The sequence below is a fragment of the Alteromonas sp. G4i35 genome, assembly GCF_054960375.1.
Genome location: NZ_JBHNZD010000008.1, coordinates 93,672 through 107,134, shown reverse-complemented (window position 1 = coordinate 107,134; position 13,463 = coordinate 93,672). Strand labels below are relative to the sequence as shown.

The window sequence follows — 13,463 nt, the reverse complement described above, 5'->3', positions numbered from 1 at the left end:
GCCCGCTACGTAATACGAAGCGGGCCTCTTTGATTTGAAGGGTTAGCGTACTTAACCTGTATTACGCATACCAATTGCGATACCCGCGATGGTAACCATCATGGCACGCTCTAGGCTGGTGTTTTGTGCATCGTCACCGGCTTTACGGATACGATCCAGAAGCTCAATTTGCAGGTAGTGAAGGGGCTGAAGATATCCTGCACGGATCTCCATAGACTCTTTACCCTGCGGGTCGTTCTTCATGATGTCGCCGTCACCGGTTATAGCCAACAGCGACGAGATGCTTTCTTTAAGCTCGCTACGCAATGCTTCACCAAAGTGTTTAAGCTCTTTGGGTACCAAGCGCTCATCATAAGCTTCGCTGATTCGCGGATCGGCTTTATGGAACACCATGTCCAGCATTGAAAGACGTGAACGATAGAACGGCCATTCGCTGAACATCTCGTTAACCACTTTTTCATTTTCCGGTGTCTTCACGCTATCGATAGCGCGCATAACGCCTAACCAGCTTGGCAGTACCAAACGGGTTTGTGCCCAGGCAAATATCCATGGAATCGCACGTAGGCTCTCAATACCACCTTGTGGCTTACGCTTCGCTGGACGACTACCTAGTGGGAGTTTGCCTAACTCTTGCTCTGGCGTTGCAACACGGAAGTAAGGTACGAACTCTTTATCGTGACGCACGGTTGCACGGTAGTTATCGCGACCTTGGGCTGCCATTGCAGTTATAAGCTCTCGCCATTCTTCTTTTGGTGCCGGAGGCGGGAATAACATGGCTTCAATTATGGCGCTGGCGTAAATACCTAGGCTGCGTTTAGCCAGCTTAGGCATACCGAATTTATAGCGAATAGTTTCGCCTTGCTCAGTTACACGGAAGCCGCCGTCTAGCGAGCCAGGAGGCTGAGAGTAAATGGCAGCATGTGCTGGCAAGCCACCACGACCAATTGTACCGCCACGGCCGTGGAATAGGGTCAGGCTTACGTCAAACTCGTCAGCAATCGCAACCAAGGCTTCTTGTGATTGGTATTGAGCCCAGCCCGCAGCAAGTGCACCTGCATCTTTGGCTGAATCTGAGTAACCAATCATAACGAATTGGCGACCTTTAACGTAACCGCGATACCAGTCGATAGACAGAAGTTTGCGCATTACGTCAGGCGAGTTGTTCAAATCGTCTAGCGTTTCGAACAATGGCGCCACTGGCATTGGCCAATCTACACCACTTTCTTGAAGTAGCAACTGAACGGCCATAACGTCCGATGGCTCACTGGCCATAGAGATAATATAGATACCAAAACCGTGTTTGCTGTGCTTCGCAATTACCTTACAGGTATCAAGCACTTCTTTCACGTCATCGGACGCATCCCATTGAGCAGGGAATAGCGGGCGTTTTGAGCCAAGCTCACGTAATAAGAACGCTTGCTTGTCGGCTTCGCTCCACTGAGCATAATCACCAAGACCAAGATAGCGTGTTAGTTCGCTGAAAACGTCGGCATGACGCTCAGAGTCCTGACGCACGTCAAGGCGCAGAAGGTGAATGCCAAATACACGAGCACGACGAATAGTGTCTAGCAGCAGACCGTTTGCTACAACTTGCATTCCGCAGTCTAACAGTGACTGGTAGCAAAGCATCAGTGGTTCAATTAGCTCATCATCACTTTCAACCCAGTTTGAAGTATCTGGGTTTTTACCTGCTAAGTAGTCGCTAATGCCATCGCGGGTTGCGACGAACTTGTCCACAAGTGGACGAAGAAGGGCGCGGTATGGCTCGTTGGCGTCGCCGACTTTTTCGCGTAACGCGTCGTTGCAGTCGTACATTGAAAGCTCAACTTGCAAGCGATCAAGATCAATCGCGAAAAGCTTGGCCGCACGTTTTCTAGCAAGTAATAATACTTGCTCAGTCACTTTTGACGTTACAAATGGGTTACCGTCTCTGTCGCCGCCCATCCAAGAGCTAAACTGAACGGGAGACGCATCTAGTGGCAGTGATACTTCGTAATCTTCATTTAGGCGACCATCAAGCTCGCGCATGAAGTCTGGCACTGCTTCCCATAATGAGTTTTCAATAACAGAGAAGCCCCAGCGTGCCTCATCAACAGGTGTTGGACGTACTGAACGAATTTCTTCAGTGTGCCAAGCCTGTGCAATAAGGTCAGCAATACGGGTTTCAATTTTCTTACGCTCAACATCATTAAGCGACTCTTGGTGAATAGCCTGAAGGCAGTTCGCCAATTCTTTATGTTTGTGAATAAGTGTACGGCGCGTAACCTCAGTTGGGTGCGCGGTCAGTACAAGATCGATGTTCAGTTTTGCAACCGCATCCTGCACTTTTTCAGCTGTTAATTCAGCTTTATCTAGGTGTTTAAATAGTGCATCAATAGACGCATCAACATTCATTGCCGCATTGTATTCTTGCTCAGCAATGTTGCCCAAATTCAAGAATTGTGCGAATGCACGGCCAACAGTAAGCAAATCGCTGTCAGACATTGTTTTGAAAGTTTCTTTCAGTTCTTCGCTACATGTAGCGTCTCCCTGATAAGAAGCTCGGCCGCCTTTACGAATCTTTTCAATACGGTCTAGCCACTCTTGACCCAATTGATTTTTGATTGTTTCACCTAAGGTTTTACCTAGGTATCGAACGGTATCTTTCAGTTCAGCATCGTAGTGTGTTTGCATGCTATCCTCCTAAATATATGGCCTTAACCATACTGTGTCCTTTGCGACTTGTCTAACCACTTTCGGTTATAATTTACAACATTTTGATACTTTTGCACCCTAGTTAACATTGCTCAAAGCAAGATATTTTGTGGTGTGATACACTCTTGCACCGGAAAATGCAGAAACATTCTCGCGTTATGCGTTTTGTTTGAAATTTGTACTGCATTTGTAATTTAATTTCAGGAGTTCTTGTGACTGATACATTCAATACAGTAGAAACCCAAGCAAGTTACGGCATTGGTTTTCAAATGGGTCAACAATTACAATCAAATCCGTTTGACGGACTAGCGATTGACGCTGTTGTAGCTGGCCTAAAAGACGCCTTCGCAGGTCAAGCGCCTCAGGTTGATAACGACACACTACGTGATGCGTTCGGCGAAATTCACAAGCGTATGCAAGCGGCTAAAGAAGAAGCTAGCAAAGCGGTTATTGAAGAAGGCACAAAGTACCTTGAAGAAAATGCGAAGCGTGACGAAGTAACCGTTACTGAATCTGGTCTTCAGTATGAAGTTATTGCTGAAGGTGACGGTGAAACACCAGTTGCGGCTAGCACTGTACGTGTTCACTACCACGGTACACTTATTAACGGTACCACTTTTGACAGCTCTTACGAGCGCGGCCAGCCAGCTGAATTCCCAGTAGGCGGCGTAATTAAAGGTTGGACTGAAGCACTTCAACTTATGAAAGTAGGTGCTAAGTACCGTTTATACGTGCCACATGATCTTGCTTACGGTGAGCAAGGTGCGGGCGCAGCTATTGCACCATACAGCACGCTTATCTTTGACGTAGAGCTTCTAGACGTTCTAGGTTAATGTGTTGTTTACAGGTGTGCAGTTCTGTACACCTGTGTTCCATCTTTTCTTATTCATAGTTCATAGCGTTTAAAAAATTAGCCCGCACTTCGTTAAATTTAGCGTTATGGCCTAATGTTTCTTTTTCCTATCTCTTTTCTTCTCTGTCTTTTCTCGTAAATACAAAGCAAACCTAAATTTGGCACGTTGTTTCATTGGTGTCGCCTTGCGTTTGCGATATGCTAGGTTTCATCTGCTCCGAGTTGTTATCAGTGGCTTCGGCATTACAATAGCCCCACGCTCAAATAAGGAAAATTATTATGGTTATCAAGCCTAAAGTGAGAGGCTTCATTTGTACAAACGCGCACCCTGTTGGCTGTGCAACGGCGGTTGACGAACAAATTGCTTATGTAGAAGCAAAAGGCGACTTAGGCGAAGGCCCTAAAAATGTATTGGTTATTGGTAGCTCTACGGGATACGGCCTAGCATCACGCATTACTTCTGCGTTCGGCTATGGCGCTAAAACGCTGGGTGTGTGTTTTGAAAAAGCACCAACGGAACGTAAAACGGGTACTGCCGGTTGGTACAACACCGCTGCATTCCACGAAAAAGCCAAAGCAAAAGGCTTGTATGCAGAAACTATTAATGGCGATGCGTTTTCCGATGAAATCAAAAATGAAACCATCGAAAAAATCAAAGCTGAAATGGGCAAGGTTGATTTGGTCATTTATAGCCTTGCATCCCCGCGTAGAACCGACCCAGAAACAGGCGTAACGTATAAATCTACGCTTAAGCCTGTAGGGCAGGCGTACACTACGAAAACCTACGATACTGATAAAGACAAAGTGCATGAAGTATCGCTAGAGCCAGCCAACGACGAAGAAATCCTTAACACCATCAAAGTGATGGGCGGTGAAGATTGGGAACGTTGGATGGACTTTTTACGTGAAGCCGATGTGCTTGCTGAAGGCTGTAAAACCACCGCATATACCTATATCGGTAAAGAACTAACATGGCCTATTTATGGTCAAGCGACGATTGGTAAAGCGAAAGAAGACCTAGATCGCGCTGCCGCAGCCATTATTGGTAAAAACAGTGATTTGCTTGTGCAAGCCAATGTGAGCTCGTTGAAAGCACTGGTAACGCAGGCAAGCTCAGCCATTCCTGTAATGCCTCTGTATATTTCACTTATTTACAAAGTGATGAAAGAGGAAGGCACCCACGAAGGGTGCATTGAGCAGGTTCACGGCTTGTTCACACAGTGCCTGTTCGGCAATACACCAACGTTAGATGAAGCAAATCGCTATCGCATGGATGGCAAAGAAACTAACGATGCAACACAGGCAAAAATTAAGGCGCTATGGGATCAAGTGACACAAGAGAACTTTCATGACTTAAGTGACTACAAAGGTTACAACCATGAGTTCTTAAAACTGTTCGGTTTTGACATTTCAAGTGTTGATTACGACAGTGAAGTTGACCCAATGGTTAATTGGTAAAACCTAAACTTACCATTAATTAACCTAATGCTTATATGCGCAAAAGCCGTCTGATTTGACGGCTTTTTTGTACCTGATTACAAGTTGATACGGCGTATGGATTCGCAAAATGTAAATGAATAAGACCAAAGGTTTACATTAAATTGTAGAAAAATTTGCCTTTATCTTGAAATAGCGTGGCACAAACGTATGGGTTAATGCTAAAATCCCGAAATTAAGTAGGGGTCTTTTCTGCCTCTACCAAAACAGCAGTAGCGATTGCAGCTACACAACAACAATAATAAGTGTAAATTTCTGCTGGTGGTCTATAAAGAAAGGGCGAATTAAGCGTCCGCAAAAGGAATTATGCGTTACGGCTTCATAACAGGCTGACCGTAGCAATTGCAGCAAGTTCCATCAATCAACAACGAAAAGGTGTTCTACACCTGTTAATAGTGCGCTTTTGCATGCTGACAGGCAGGTTTTCTGCGGTCATGCAAAAGGGTATTTCTATTAGAGTAGTGCGATTACATATGATAAAAATCAAGAAAGGTCTCGACCTCCCAATTGAGGGAGCGCCAAAGCAGGAGATTGCTGATGCATCTGCTGCAACGCGCGTTGCCGTTCTGGGAGAAGAATATGTGGGTATGCGCCCTACCATGCACGTCCAAGTTGGCGATGTAGTGAAGAAAGGTCAGGTGCTTTTTGAAGACAAAAAGAACCCTGGCGTTAAATTCACTGCCCCAGCAGCGGGTGAAGTGGTAGAGGTTAACCGTGGTGCAAAACGTGTTCTTCAGTCTGTAGTTATCAAAGTGAACGGCAGCGATGCTGTAACTTTTGATAAAATTGCAGCTGACCAGATCGCGAGCGCTTCACGCGAGCAGCTTCAGTCAATCCTTGTAGAGTCAGGCATGTGGACAGCGTTCCGTACACGTCCATTTAGCAAATCTCCTAAGCTAGACTCTGTTCCAAGTTCAATTTTTGTTACAGCAATGGATACTAATCCACTAGCAGCAAATCCTGCTGTGATTATTGCTGAGCGCCAAGACGATTTCGTAAATGGTCTTAAAGCATTAACGCAATTGAGCGGTGGCAAGACTTACGTTTGTAAAGCGGCAGGTGCATCTGTTGCTACTGGCGATGCGGCAGTTGATGTTGAAGAATTTGGCGGTCCTCACCCTGCGGGCCTACCGGGTACTCACATCCACTTCCTTGATTCTGCTGGCATGAACAAAACGGTTTGGCACATCAACTACCAAGACGTTATGGCAATTGGCGCATTGCTGACCTCTGGCGAGCTAGATAACCGTCGTGTTATTTCACTTGCAGGTCCTGCAGCAACCAACCCACGCCTAGTGCGCACCGTAATGGGCGCAGACTTGACCGAGCTTACTGCTAACGAGCAAGTAGACGGTGAAGTACGTGTTATCTCTGGTTCTGTACTTAGCGGTACGACAGCGATGGGCGTTCACGGCTTCCTTGGTCGTTTCCACACCCAAGTTTCACTACTAAAAGAAGGTCGCGAGAAGAAATTGTTCGGTTGGATCCTACCTGGTTCAAACCAACACTCAGTGACTCGTGCTTACTTAGGTCACCTAAGTGGCAGCAAGAAATTTGATATGACAACAACTACCAATGGTTCTGAACGTTCTATGGTTCCAATTGGTAATTACGAACGCGTTATGCCCCTAGATATCATTCCTACGCTTCTGCTTAGGGACCTGATTTCTGGTGATACTGACGGTGCTCAGACGTTGGGTTGCTTAGAGTTGGACGAAGAAGATTTGGCATTGTGTACTTATGTATGCCCTGGCAAATACAACTACGCTCCTATCTTACGCGACTGTTTGACCACGATAGAGAAAGAGGGTTAAGTCATGGGTTTAAAAGCGTATTTAGAAAAGATCGAACCAAACTTCGAACCAGGTGGTAAGCATGAAAAGTGGTATGCGCTTTACGAAGCTGCGGCGACCATTTTCTACACCCCAGGTAAAGTAAATAAAGCTAACACGCACGTGCGTGACAGCATTGACCTTAAGCGCATCATGATCATGGTATGGATGGCAACATTCCCAGCTATGTTCTTTGGTATGTATAACATTGGTTTCCAAGCGCAAGAAGCAATTGCTGCTGGCGCAGGAACACTACCTGATACGTGGCAAGCAGGCCTATTCGCTGCCCTTGGCGGTGACTTGGCAAATGCGGGTACACTAGGTCTATTCTTCTATGGCGCATGTTTCTGGCTGCCAATCTACGCGGTAACGTTCGCGGTAGGTGGTTTCTGGGAAGTATTGTTCGCGTCTGTGCGCAAGCACGAAGTTAACGAAGGTTTCTTCGTTACATCGGTACTATTCGCACTAACACTTCCAGCTACTATTCCTCTATGGCAAGTTGCACTAGGTATTACCTTCGGTGTTGTAATTGCTAAAGAAGTATTCGGTGGTACAGGTCGTAACTTCCTTAACCCAGCATTGTCTGGTCGTGCATTCCTTTACTTTGCGTATCCTGCGCAAATTTCAGGTGACCAAGTATGGGTAGCGGCAGATGGTTATTCTGGTGCAACGTCTCTAAGCCAAGCGGCTTCAGGCAACCTTGATTACGCGAACATGGATCAGTGGATGAACAGCTTCATCGGTACTATCTCAGGTTCAGCGGGTGAGGTGTCTACCCTTGCTATTATTCTTGGTGGCTTGTTCATCATGTACATGCGTATAGCAAGCTGGCGCATTGTGGCTGGTGTAGCAATTGGTGTGGCGTTCTTCGCAACCTTGCTAAACCTAATCGGCAGCGATACGAACCCTATGTTTGCAATGCCTGCTCATTGGCACTTTGTTGTTGGTGGTCTTGCTTTTGGTATGTTCTTTATGGCGACAGACCCAGTTTCTGCGTCGTTCACAAACCAAGGTAAGTGGGCTTACGGTATCTTCATTGGTTTCATGACGGTACTAATCCGCGTCCTAAACCCAGCCTTCCCTGAAGGTGTAATGCTAGCAATTCTATTTGCTAACTTGTGGGCGCCACTGTTCGACTATTTCGTCGCACAAAGCAATATCAAGCGGAGGGTAGCACGTGTCGGCTAAGAAAGAATCTTTAGGCAAAACGGTAGGTATTGTTGTTGCCGTATGTTTAGTTTGTTCAATTGTTGTTTCTGGTGCGGCTGTTGGCCTTCGCTCTCTACAACAAACAAACGCAGCTCTAGATAAAAAGAGCAACATTCTTAATGCTGCAGGCCTTTATGAAATGGGCATGAGCAATAGCGCAATTGAAAGCACGTACAGCGAGCGAGTAGAACAGCGTTTTGTTAATCTTGACGAAGGTACTTTCGTAGAAGCGCCTAAGCCAGATTACGATATGTATAAAGCAGCCAAAGAAACTGAGTACAGCACAAAGGTAACTAACAGCAATGTTGGTTTCCAACGCCGCCCTAACGTGGCAAGTGTTTACTTAGTTCGCGACGACGCAGGTGATGTATCTCGTATCATCCTTCCTGTTCACGGCAGCGGCCTTTGGGATCTTATGTACGGTTTCTTAGCGGTAGACGCAGACGGCCAAACGGTTCGCGAGCTTATTTACTATCAGCAAAAAGAAACGCCAGGACTAGGTGGTGAAGTGCAAAACCCTGCTTGGCAGGACAAATGGGACGGCAAAGAGCTTTACGAGAATGGCGAAGTTGCTATTCGCGTAGTGAAAAATGCTAACCCTAGCAATCCTCACACTATCGATGCGCTTTCAGGTGCAACCCTAACCAGCAACGGTGTTGAAAACACTATTCGTTACTGGGTAGGCGAGCAAGGCTTCGGCCAGTTCCTGAAGAACCAAGCATGGCGTTCATAAGGGAAGTCTCATGGCAGATACTAAAGAAATGAAAAAGGCCCTCTTTGGGCCAATCCTGGACAACAACCCGATCGCCCTACAGGTATTGGGTATCTGTTCAGCACTGGCAATTACCACTAAGCTGGAAACAGCATTGGTAATGTCGCTTGCGCTTACAAGCGTTGTAGCGTTCTCAAACTTGTTTATTTCACTAATTCGTAACCAGATCCCATCTAGCGTTCGAATTATTATCCAGATGACTATCATTGCGTCGTTGGTAATCGTTGTTGACCAAATTCTGAAAGCGTATTCGTATGAAATATCGAAGCAGCTGTCGGTATTCGTTGGTCTGATTATTACTAACTGTATCGTAATGGGTCGTGCTGAAGCTTACGCCATGAAGAGCCCACCTCTGATGAGCTTCCTTGATGGTATTGGTAACGGCTTGGGTTACTCTTTCATTCTAATTGTTATTGGTACAATTAAAGAGCTATTTGGTTTCGGTACTATTTTAGGTTTCGAAATCCTTCCACTGGTTCAAAACGGTGGCTGGTATCAGGGTAACGGTTTGTTAATCCTACCATTCAGCTCATTCTTCTTAATCGGCGGTATGATTTGGTTTATCCGTACTATCCGTCCAGAGCAAGTAGAGCCTAAGGAGTAAGTCATGGAACATTATTTGTCGTTATTTGTTCGCTCAATTTTCGTTGAGAACATGGCGTTATCACTTTTCTTGGGTATGTGTACATTCCTAGCGGTATCTAAGAAAGTTAAAACTGCTATGGGTCTTGGTGTTGCAGTTATCGTGGTACTAGGTATCTCTGTACCCGTTAACCAAGTTATTTATGTAAACATTCTTGCTCCAGGCGCACTAGCATGGGCAGGTTTCCCAGAAGCTGACCTAAGCTTCCTTAACTTCCTAACGTTTATCGGTGTTATCGCGGCGTTGGTACAGATTCTAGAGATGAGCTTAGACAAGTTCTTCCCTGCGCTTTACAACGCACTAGGTATCTTCCTTCCGCTAATTACCGTTAACTGTGCAATCTTCGGTGGTGTGGCGTTTGCGGTACAGCGTGAATACAACTTCACTGAAAGCATCGTTTACGGCGTTGGTAGTGGTATGGGCTGGGCACTAGCAATTGTATTGCTAGCGGCAGTACGTGAAAAGCTGAAGTATGCTGATATGCCTGATGGTGTTCGTGGTCTTGGTTCTGTATTCATGATCGCTGGCCTAATGGCACTTGGCTTCCAGTCATTCACTGGTATTCAGCTGTAATAGAGCTCGGGAGCATATAAATGAATAACGTAGAAATATTTCTTGGCGTCGGCATGTTTATTGCCATCGTATTGGCGCTAGTATTTATCATTATGTTTGCCAAGTCTAAATTGGTACCAAGTGGTGATGTAACTATCACTATCAATGGTGACCCAGACAAGGCAATCAAAACTGCACCGGGTGGCAAACTACTTGGTGCACTAGCTGACGCAGGTTACTTCGTATCGTCTGCGTGTGGTGGCGGTGGCTCATGTGGCCAGTGTCGTGTAGATGTACACTCAGGTGGTGGTGAAATCCTTCCAACTGAACTAGACCACATCACTAAAGGTGAAGCGCGCGAAGGCTGCCGTCTTTCATGTCAGGTTGCTATTAAGCAAGACATGGAAATTGAGCTGGAAGAGTCGGTATTTGGTGTTAAGAAGTGGGATTGTGAAGTTATCTCTAACGATAATAAAGCAACCTTCATCAAAGAACTTAAGCTTAAAATTCCTAACGGTGAAAGCGTACCTTTCCGTGCAGGTGGTTATATTCAGATTGAAGCGCCAGCGCACCACGTTAAGTACAAAGAGTTCGATATTCCTGAAGAATACCGCGGTGACTGGGAGCGTTTTGGCTTCTTCGACATCGAGTCTAAAGTCGACGAAGAAACTATTCGTGCGTACTCAATGGCGAACTACCCAGAAGAAGAAGGCATTATTATGTTGAACGTGCGTATCGCTACGCCGCCACCTAATAACCTAAGCCTACCTGCTGGTAAAATGTCATCGTACATTTGGAGCCTGAAAGAAGGTGACAAAGCGACTATCTCTGGTCCATTCGGTGAATTCTTCGCGAAAGAAACTGAAAACGAAATGGTATTCGTAGGTGGTGGTGCAGGTATGGCCCCAATGCGTTCTCACATCTTCGATCAGCTTCGTCGCCTTAAGTCTAAGCGTAAGATGAGCTTCTGGTACGGTGCACGTTCACTTCGCGAAATGTTCTATACAGAAGACTTCGACGAGCTAGCAGCAGAAAACGATAACTTTGAGTGGCATGTAGCACTTTCTGATCCTCAGCCAGAGGACAACTGGGAAGGTTATACTGGGTTTATCCACCAAGTACTTCTTGAGAACTACTTGAAAGATCACCCTGCACCAGAAGACTGTGAGTTTTACATGTGTGGACCACCTATGATGAACGCGGCCGTAATCAACATGCTTAAAGATTTAGGTGTTGAGGACGAAAACATCATGCTAGATGACTTCGGTGGCTAGGCGTTTAATTTAAGAGCTACTCGCTTAAAAGTTATTAAGCATATTAAAAGGGGCGTAAGCCCCTTTTTCGTTGAAGCAAAACGCAGAATGCACATAATAGCGATTGAATAATGTGCATATTAGCTAAGGACAACATCGTGATTCGATTTGCTATTCGAATTTTCCTCGCCTTTGTTGCGGTAGGTATTCTACTTCTCGCAAGCTGTAGCGACGAAAAAACGCCTGTAGTACACCTGCAAGGGCAGACAATGGGCACAACCTACAACGTTAAGTACCTTGTAGCGGAGACACCGGTAGAAGGCTTACAAGCTGAAATAGATGCCCGTCTTGTTGAAGTTAACAAGATGATGTCTACTTACGACCCAACGTCAGAACTATCAAGGTTCAATCAATATCGCTACACCGACAATTTCGCCGTATCGCCAGATACGCTAACCGTGGTTAACGAGGCACTACGCTTGGCTAACCTTAGTGGCGGAGTACTTGATGTTACCGTTGGTCCATTGGTTAATTTATGGGGGTTTGGCCCAACTAAGCGCCCTGAAAAAGTACCAAGCCAGACAGACATCGACGATATTCGCGAATATGTGGGTTATAAGAAGCTGTCAACCACGCCTACAGGCTTAAAGAAAAGTCACCCAATGCTTTATGTCGACCTGTCGACTATTGCAAAAGGCTTTGGCGTTGATGAAGTGGCGGAGATCCTTGAAAACCACAACATTGAAAACTACCTTGTAGAAATAGGTGGTGAAATGCGTGTGAAAGGTGAACGAGGCGACGGCAGTGAGTGGCTGATTGCCATTGAAAAGCCAGTTACCACTGAACGTGCTGTTCAAAGAGTTGTCTCAATAGGAGAAAACGCGGTTGCTACATCAGGTGACTATCGCAATTATTACGAAGAAGACGGCGTTCGTTATTCGCACTTAATCGACCCCACAACGGGCAAGCCTATCTCACATAATCTGGTTTCGGTTACGGTAATTCATCCTTCTTCAATGACGTCTGATGGTTTGGCTACGGCGTTTAATGTAATGGGATGGGAACAAGCGATAGCGATTGCTGAGCAAGAACAACTCGCTGTATTCCTCATTCGTCGCACAGAAGACGGATTTGAAGAGTATGCATCGCCAGAATTTGATAAACTGGTCACAGTTCATAATTAGGGGGTAGCAATGTCTACATTCATTCTTGCTTTTGGTTTCTTTCTTACAATGGTACTGGCTATGGCCGTAGGTTACCTTTTTCAGAAAAAATCAATCTCTGGAAGCTGTGGTGGCTTAGGTGCACTAGGTATTGAAAAAGCCTGTGACTGTCCAGAACCGTGTGACCGTAAAAAGTCGCGCATGGAAAAAGAAGAAGCCCGCCAGAAAAAACTAAACGAGTGGAAGCAGAACCAAATTTTGTAATGCTTAACCCATCGTTGGTTTAAGGTTTAAAAGCGCTGTTTGATACTAATCGACAGCGCTTTTTTGTTCTGTGAGTATATCTATCTAGCTCGTTAACGTTGAGTTCTATTGAAGTTGCCGAACGATATCCATTGATTGATGAAGAACCCTAATTATTCTGATACCGTATTTGAACTTTCTAAAAACGATCATATGTTTATTCACATAGCTAGAAAAACACCCCCATTTAATATCATTTCTCGGTATAGCTAACGCCGAGTTGGCATCGTTTGCAAGCTCGATAAATCTTGACTCAAGGTCATCTAAATAATTATTGCGTTGCTCCTTGCCCCAGTACTCTTCGGTATAAACACCGATCTCATATAGATCATTGGCAGCAGCTTTTGAAACGCGGAATTTAGTCACTATCTACTATCTAGCCGTTTCTTAAGAGAGTCCATTGAAAAATTAATGTCGTCTTCACTTTGTTCCCCTTCTTCAATCAAGAGCCTCAGCGCATTTAACTTTGACGATGCGTCTTGTTCTTGAAGCAGTCTCAATGCAGCGCGAATTACCTCGCTTTGATTGTTATAATTGCCTGAACTTACCATCGCTTCAATAAATTCGCTCATACTTCTACTTGGTTGAAATGTAATTGTTCTAGCCATATGACAAACCCTGTAAGTAAATTACTTACAATATAGCCGGATCGTCTCACACTCGCAATTACGCCTAAGTAAAAGTAAGCGTTA

Annotated in this window: 13 protein-coding genes; 10 read left to right on the top strand and 3 right to left on the bottom strand. The window is 45.4% G+C overall.

Annotated features, from left to right (window positions below; all coding sequences use genetic code 11):
• Positions 1 to 51: 51 nt before the first annotated feature.
• Positions 52 to 2,673, bottom strand: coding sequence for a phosphoenolpyruvate carboxylase (gene ppc, locus ACFI6L_RS06655; RefSeq protein WP_462573636.1), 2,622 nt, complete (start codon positions 2,671 to 2,673; stop codon positions 52 to 54).
• A 233-nt stretch (positions 2,674 to 2,906) separates the two neighbouring features.
• Here ppc and ACFI6L_RS06650 point away from each other — a divergent pair, with 233 nt between their 5' ends.
• The 10 genes from ACFI6L_RS06650 to nqrM all read left to right on the top strand — a co-directional run bounded on the left by ACFI6L_RS06650 (position 2,907) and on the right by nqrM (position 12,732).
• Positions 2,907 to 3,527 carry an FKBP-type peptidyl-prolyl cis-trans isomerase gene (locus ACFI6L_RS06650; protein WP_014950800.1) on the top strand — a complete coding sequence of 207 codons (621 nt, stop codon included), beginning with the start codon at positions 2,907 to 2,909 and terminating at the stop codon, positions 3,525 to 3,527.
• Positions 3,528 to 3,826: 299 nt separating this feature from the next.
• Complete coding sequence (gene fabV / locus ACFI6L_RS06645; protein ID WP_462573635.1) at positions 3,827 to 5,005, top strand: enoyl-ACP reductase FabV; 1,179 nt, start codon at positions 3,827 to 3,829, stop codon at positions 5,003 to 5,005.
• Positions 5,006 to 5,517: 512 nt separating this feature from the next.
• The gene (locus ACFI6L_RS06640; RefSeq protein ID WP_462573634.1) at positions 5,518 to 6,858 is read left to right on the top strand and encodes a Na(+)-translocating NADH-quinone reductase subunit A; all 1,341 of its coding nucleotides are present in this window, start codon (positions 5,518 to 5,520) and stop codon (positions 6,856 to 6,858) included.
• Positions 6,859 to 6,861: 3 nt separating this feature from the next.
• Positions 6,862 to 8,064, top strand: a complete 1,203-nt coding sequence (locus ACFI6L_RS06635; RefSeq protein WP_014950797.1) for an NADH:ubiquinone reductase (Na(+)-transporting) subunit B — start codon at positions 6,862 to 6,864, stop codon at positions 8,062 to 8,064.
• Complete coding sequence (locus tag ACFI6L_RS06630) at positions 8,054 to 8,818, top strand: Na(+)-translocating NADH-quinone reductase subunit C (protein ID WP_014950796.1); 765 nt, start codon at positions 8,054 to 8,056, stop codon at positions 8,816 to 8,818. The genes ACFI6L_RS06635 and ACFI6L_RS06630 overlap by 11 nt, the downstream gene beginning before the upstream one ends.
• Before the next feature lie 10 nt (positions 8,819 to 8,828).
• A complete protein-coding gene (locus tag ACFI6L_RS06625) occupies positions 8,829 to 9,461 on the top strand; it encodes an NADH:ubiquinone reductase (Na(+)-transporting) subunit D (RefSeq protein ID WP_014950795.1) in 633 nt (210 codons plus the stop codon).
• Between the two features lie 3 nt (positions 9,462 to 9,464).
• Entirely contained in the window at positions 9,465 to 10,073 is a 609-nt protein-coding gene (gene nqrE / locus ACFI6L_RS06620; RefSeq protein WP_014950794.1) for an NADH:ubiquinone reductase (Na(+)-transporting) subunit E, read from the top strand.
• A 20-nt stretch (positions 10,074 to 10,093) separates the two neighbouring features.
• A complete protein-coding gene (gene nqrF / locus ACFI6L_RS06615; protein WP_014950793.1) occupies positions 10,094 to 11,326 on the top strand; it encodes an NADH:ubiquinone reductase (Na(+)-transporting) subunit F in 1,233 nt (410 codons plus the stop codon).
• A gap of 137 nt (positions 11,327 to 11,463) precedes the next feature.
• The gene (locus ACFI6L_RS06610) at positions 11,464 to 12,489 is read left to right on the top strand and encodes an FAD:protein FMN transferase (RefSeq protein ID WP_462573633.1); all 1,026 of its coding nucleotides are present in this window, start codon (positions 11,464 to 11,466) and stop codon (positions 12,487 to 12,489) included.
• A 9-nt stretch (positions 12,490 to 12,498) separates the two neighbouring features.
• Positions 12,499 to 12,732, top strand: a complete 234-nt coding sequence (nqrM, locus tag ACFI6L_RS06605; protein WP_014950791.1) for a (Na+)-NQR maturation NqrM — start codon at positions 12,499 to 12,501, stop codon at positions 12,730 to 12,732.
• A gap of 105 nt (positions 12,733 to 12,837) precedes the next feature.
• Here the strand turns inward: nqrM and ACFI6L_RS06600 are convergent, their stop codons facing one another.
• Both ACFI6L_RS06600 and ACFI6L_RS06595 read right to left on the bottom strand, forming a co-directional pair.
• On the bottom strand, positions 12,838 to 13,137 hold the full coding sequence (locus ACFI6L_RS06600; protein WP_014977463.1) for a type II toxin-antitoxin system RelE/ParE family toxin: 300 nt from the start codon (positions 13,135 to 13,137) through the stop codon (positions 12,838 to 12,840).
• A complete protein-coding gene (locus tag ACFI6L_RS06595; RefSeq protein WP_014977462.1) occupies positions 13,137 to 13,343 on the bottom strand; it encodes a type II toxin-antitoxin system ParD family antitoxin in 207 nt (68 codons plus the stop codon). Before ACFI6L_RS06595 ends, ACFI6L_RS06600 begins: the two co-directional genes overlap by 1 nt.
• Between the last annotated feature and the right edge of the window lie 120 nt (positions 13,344 to 13,463).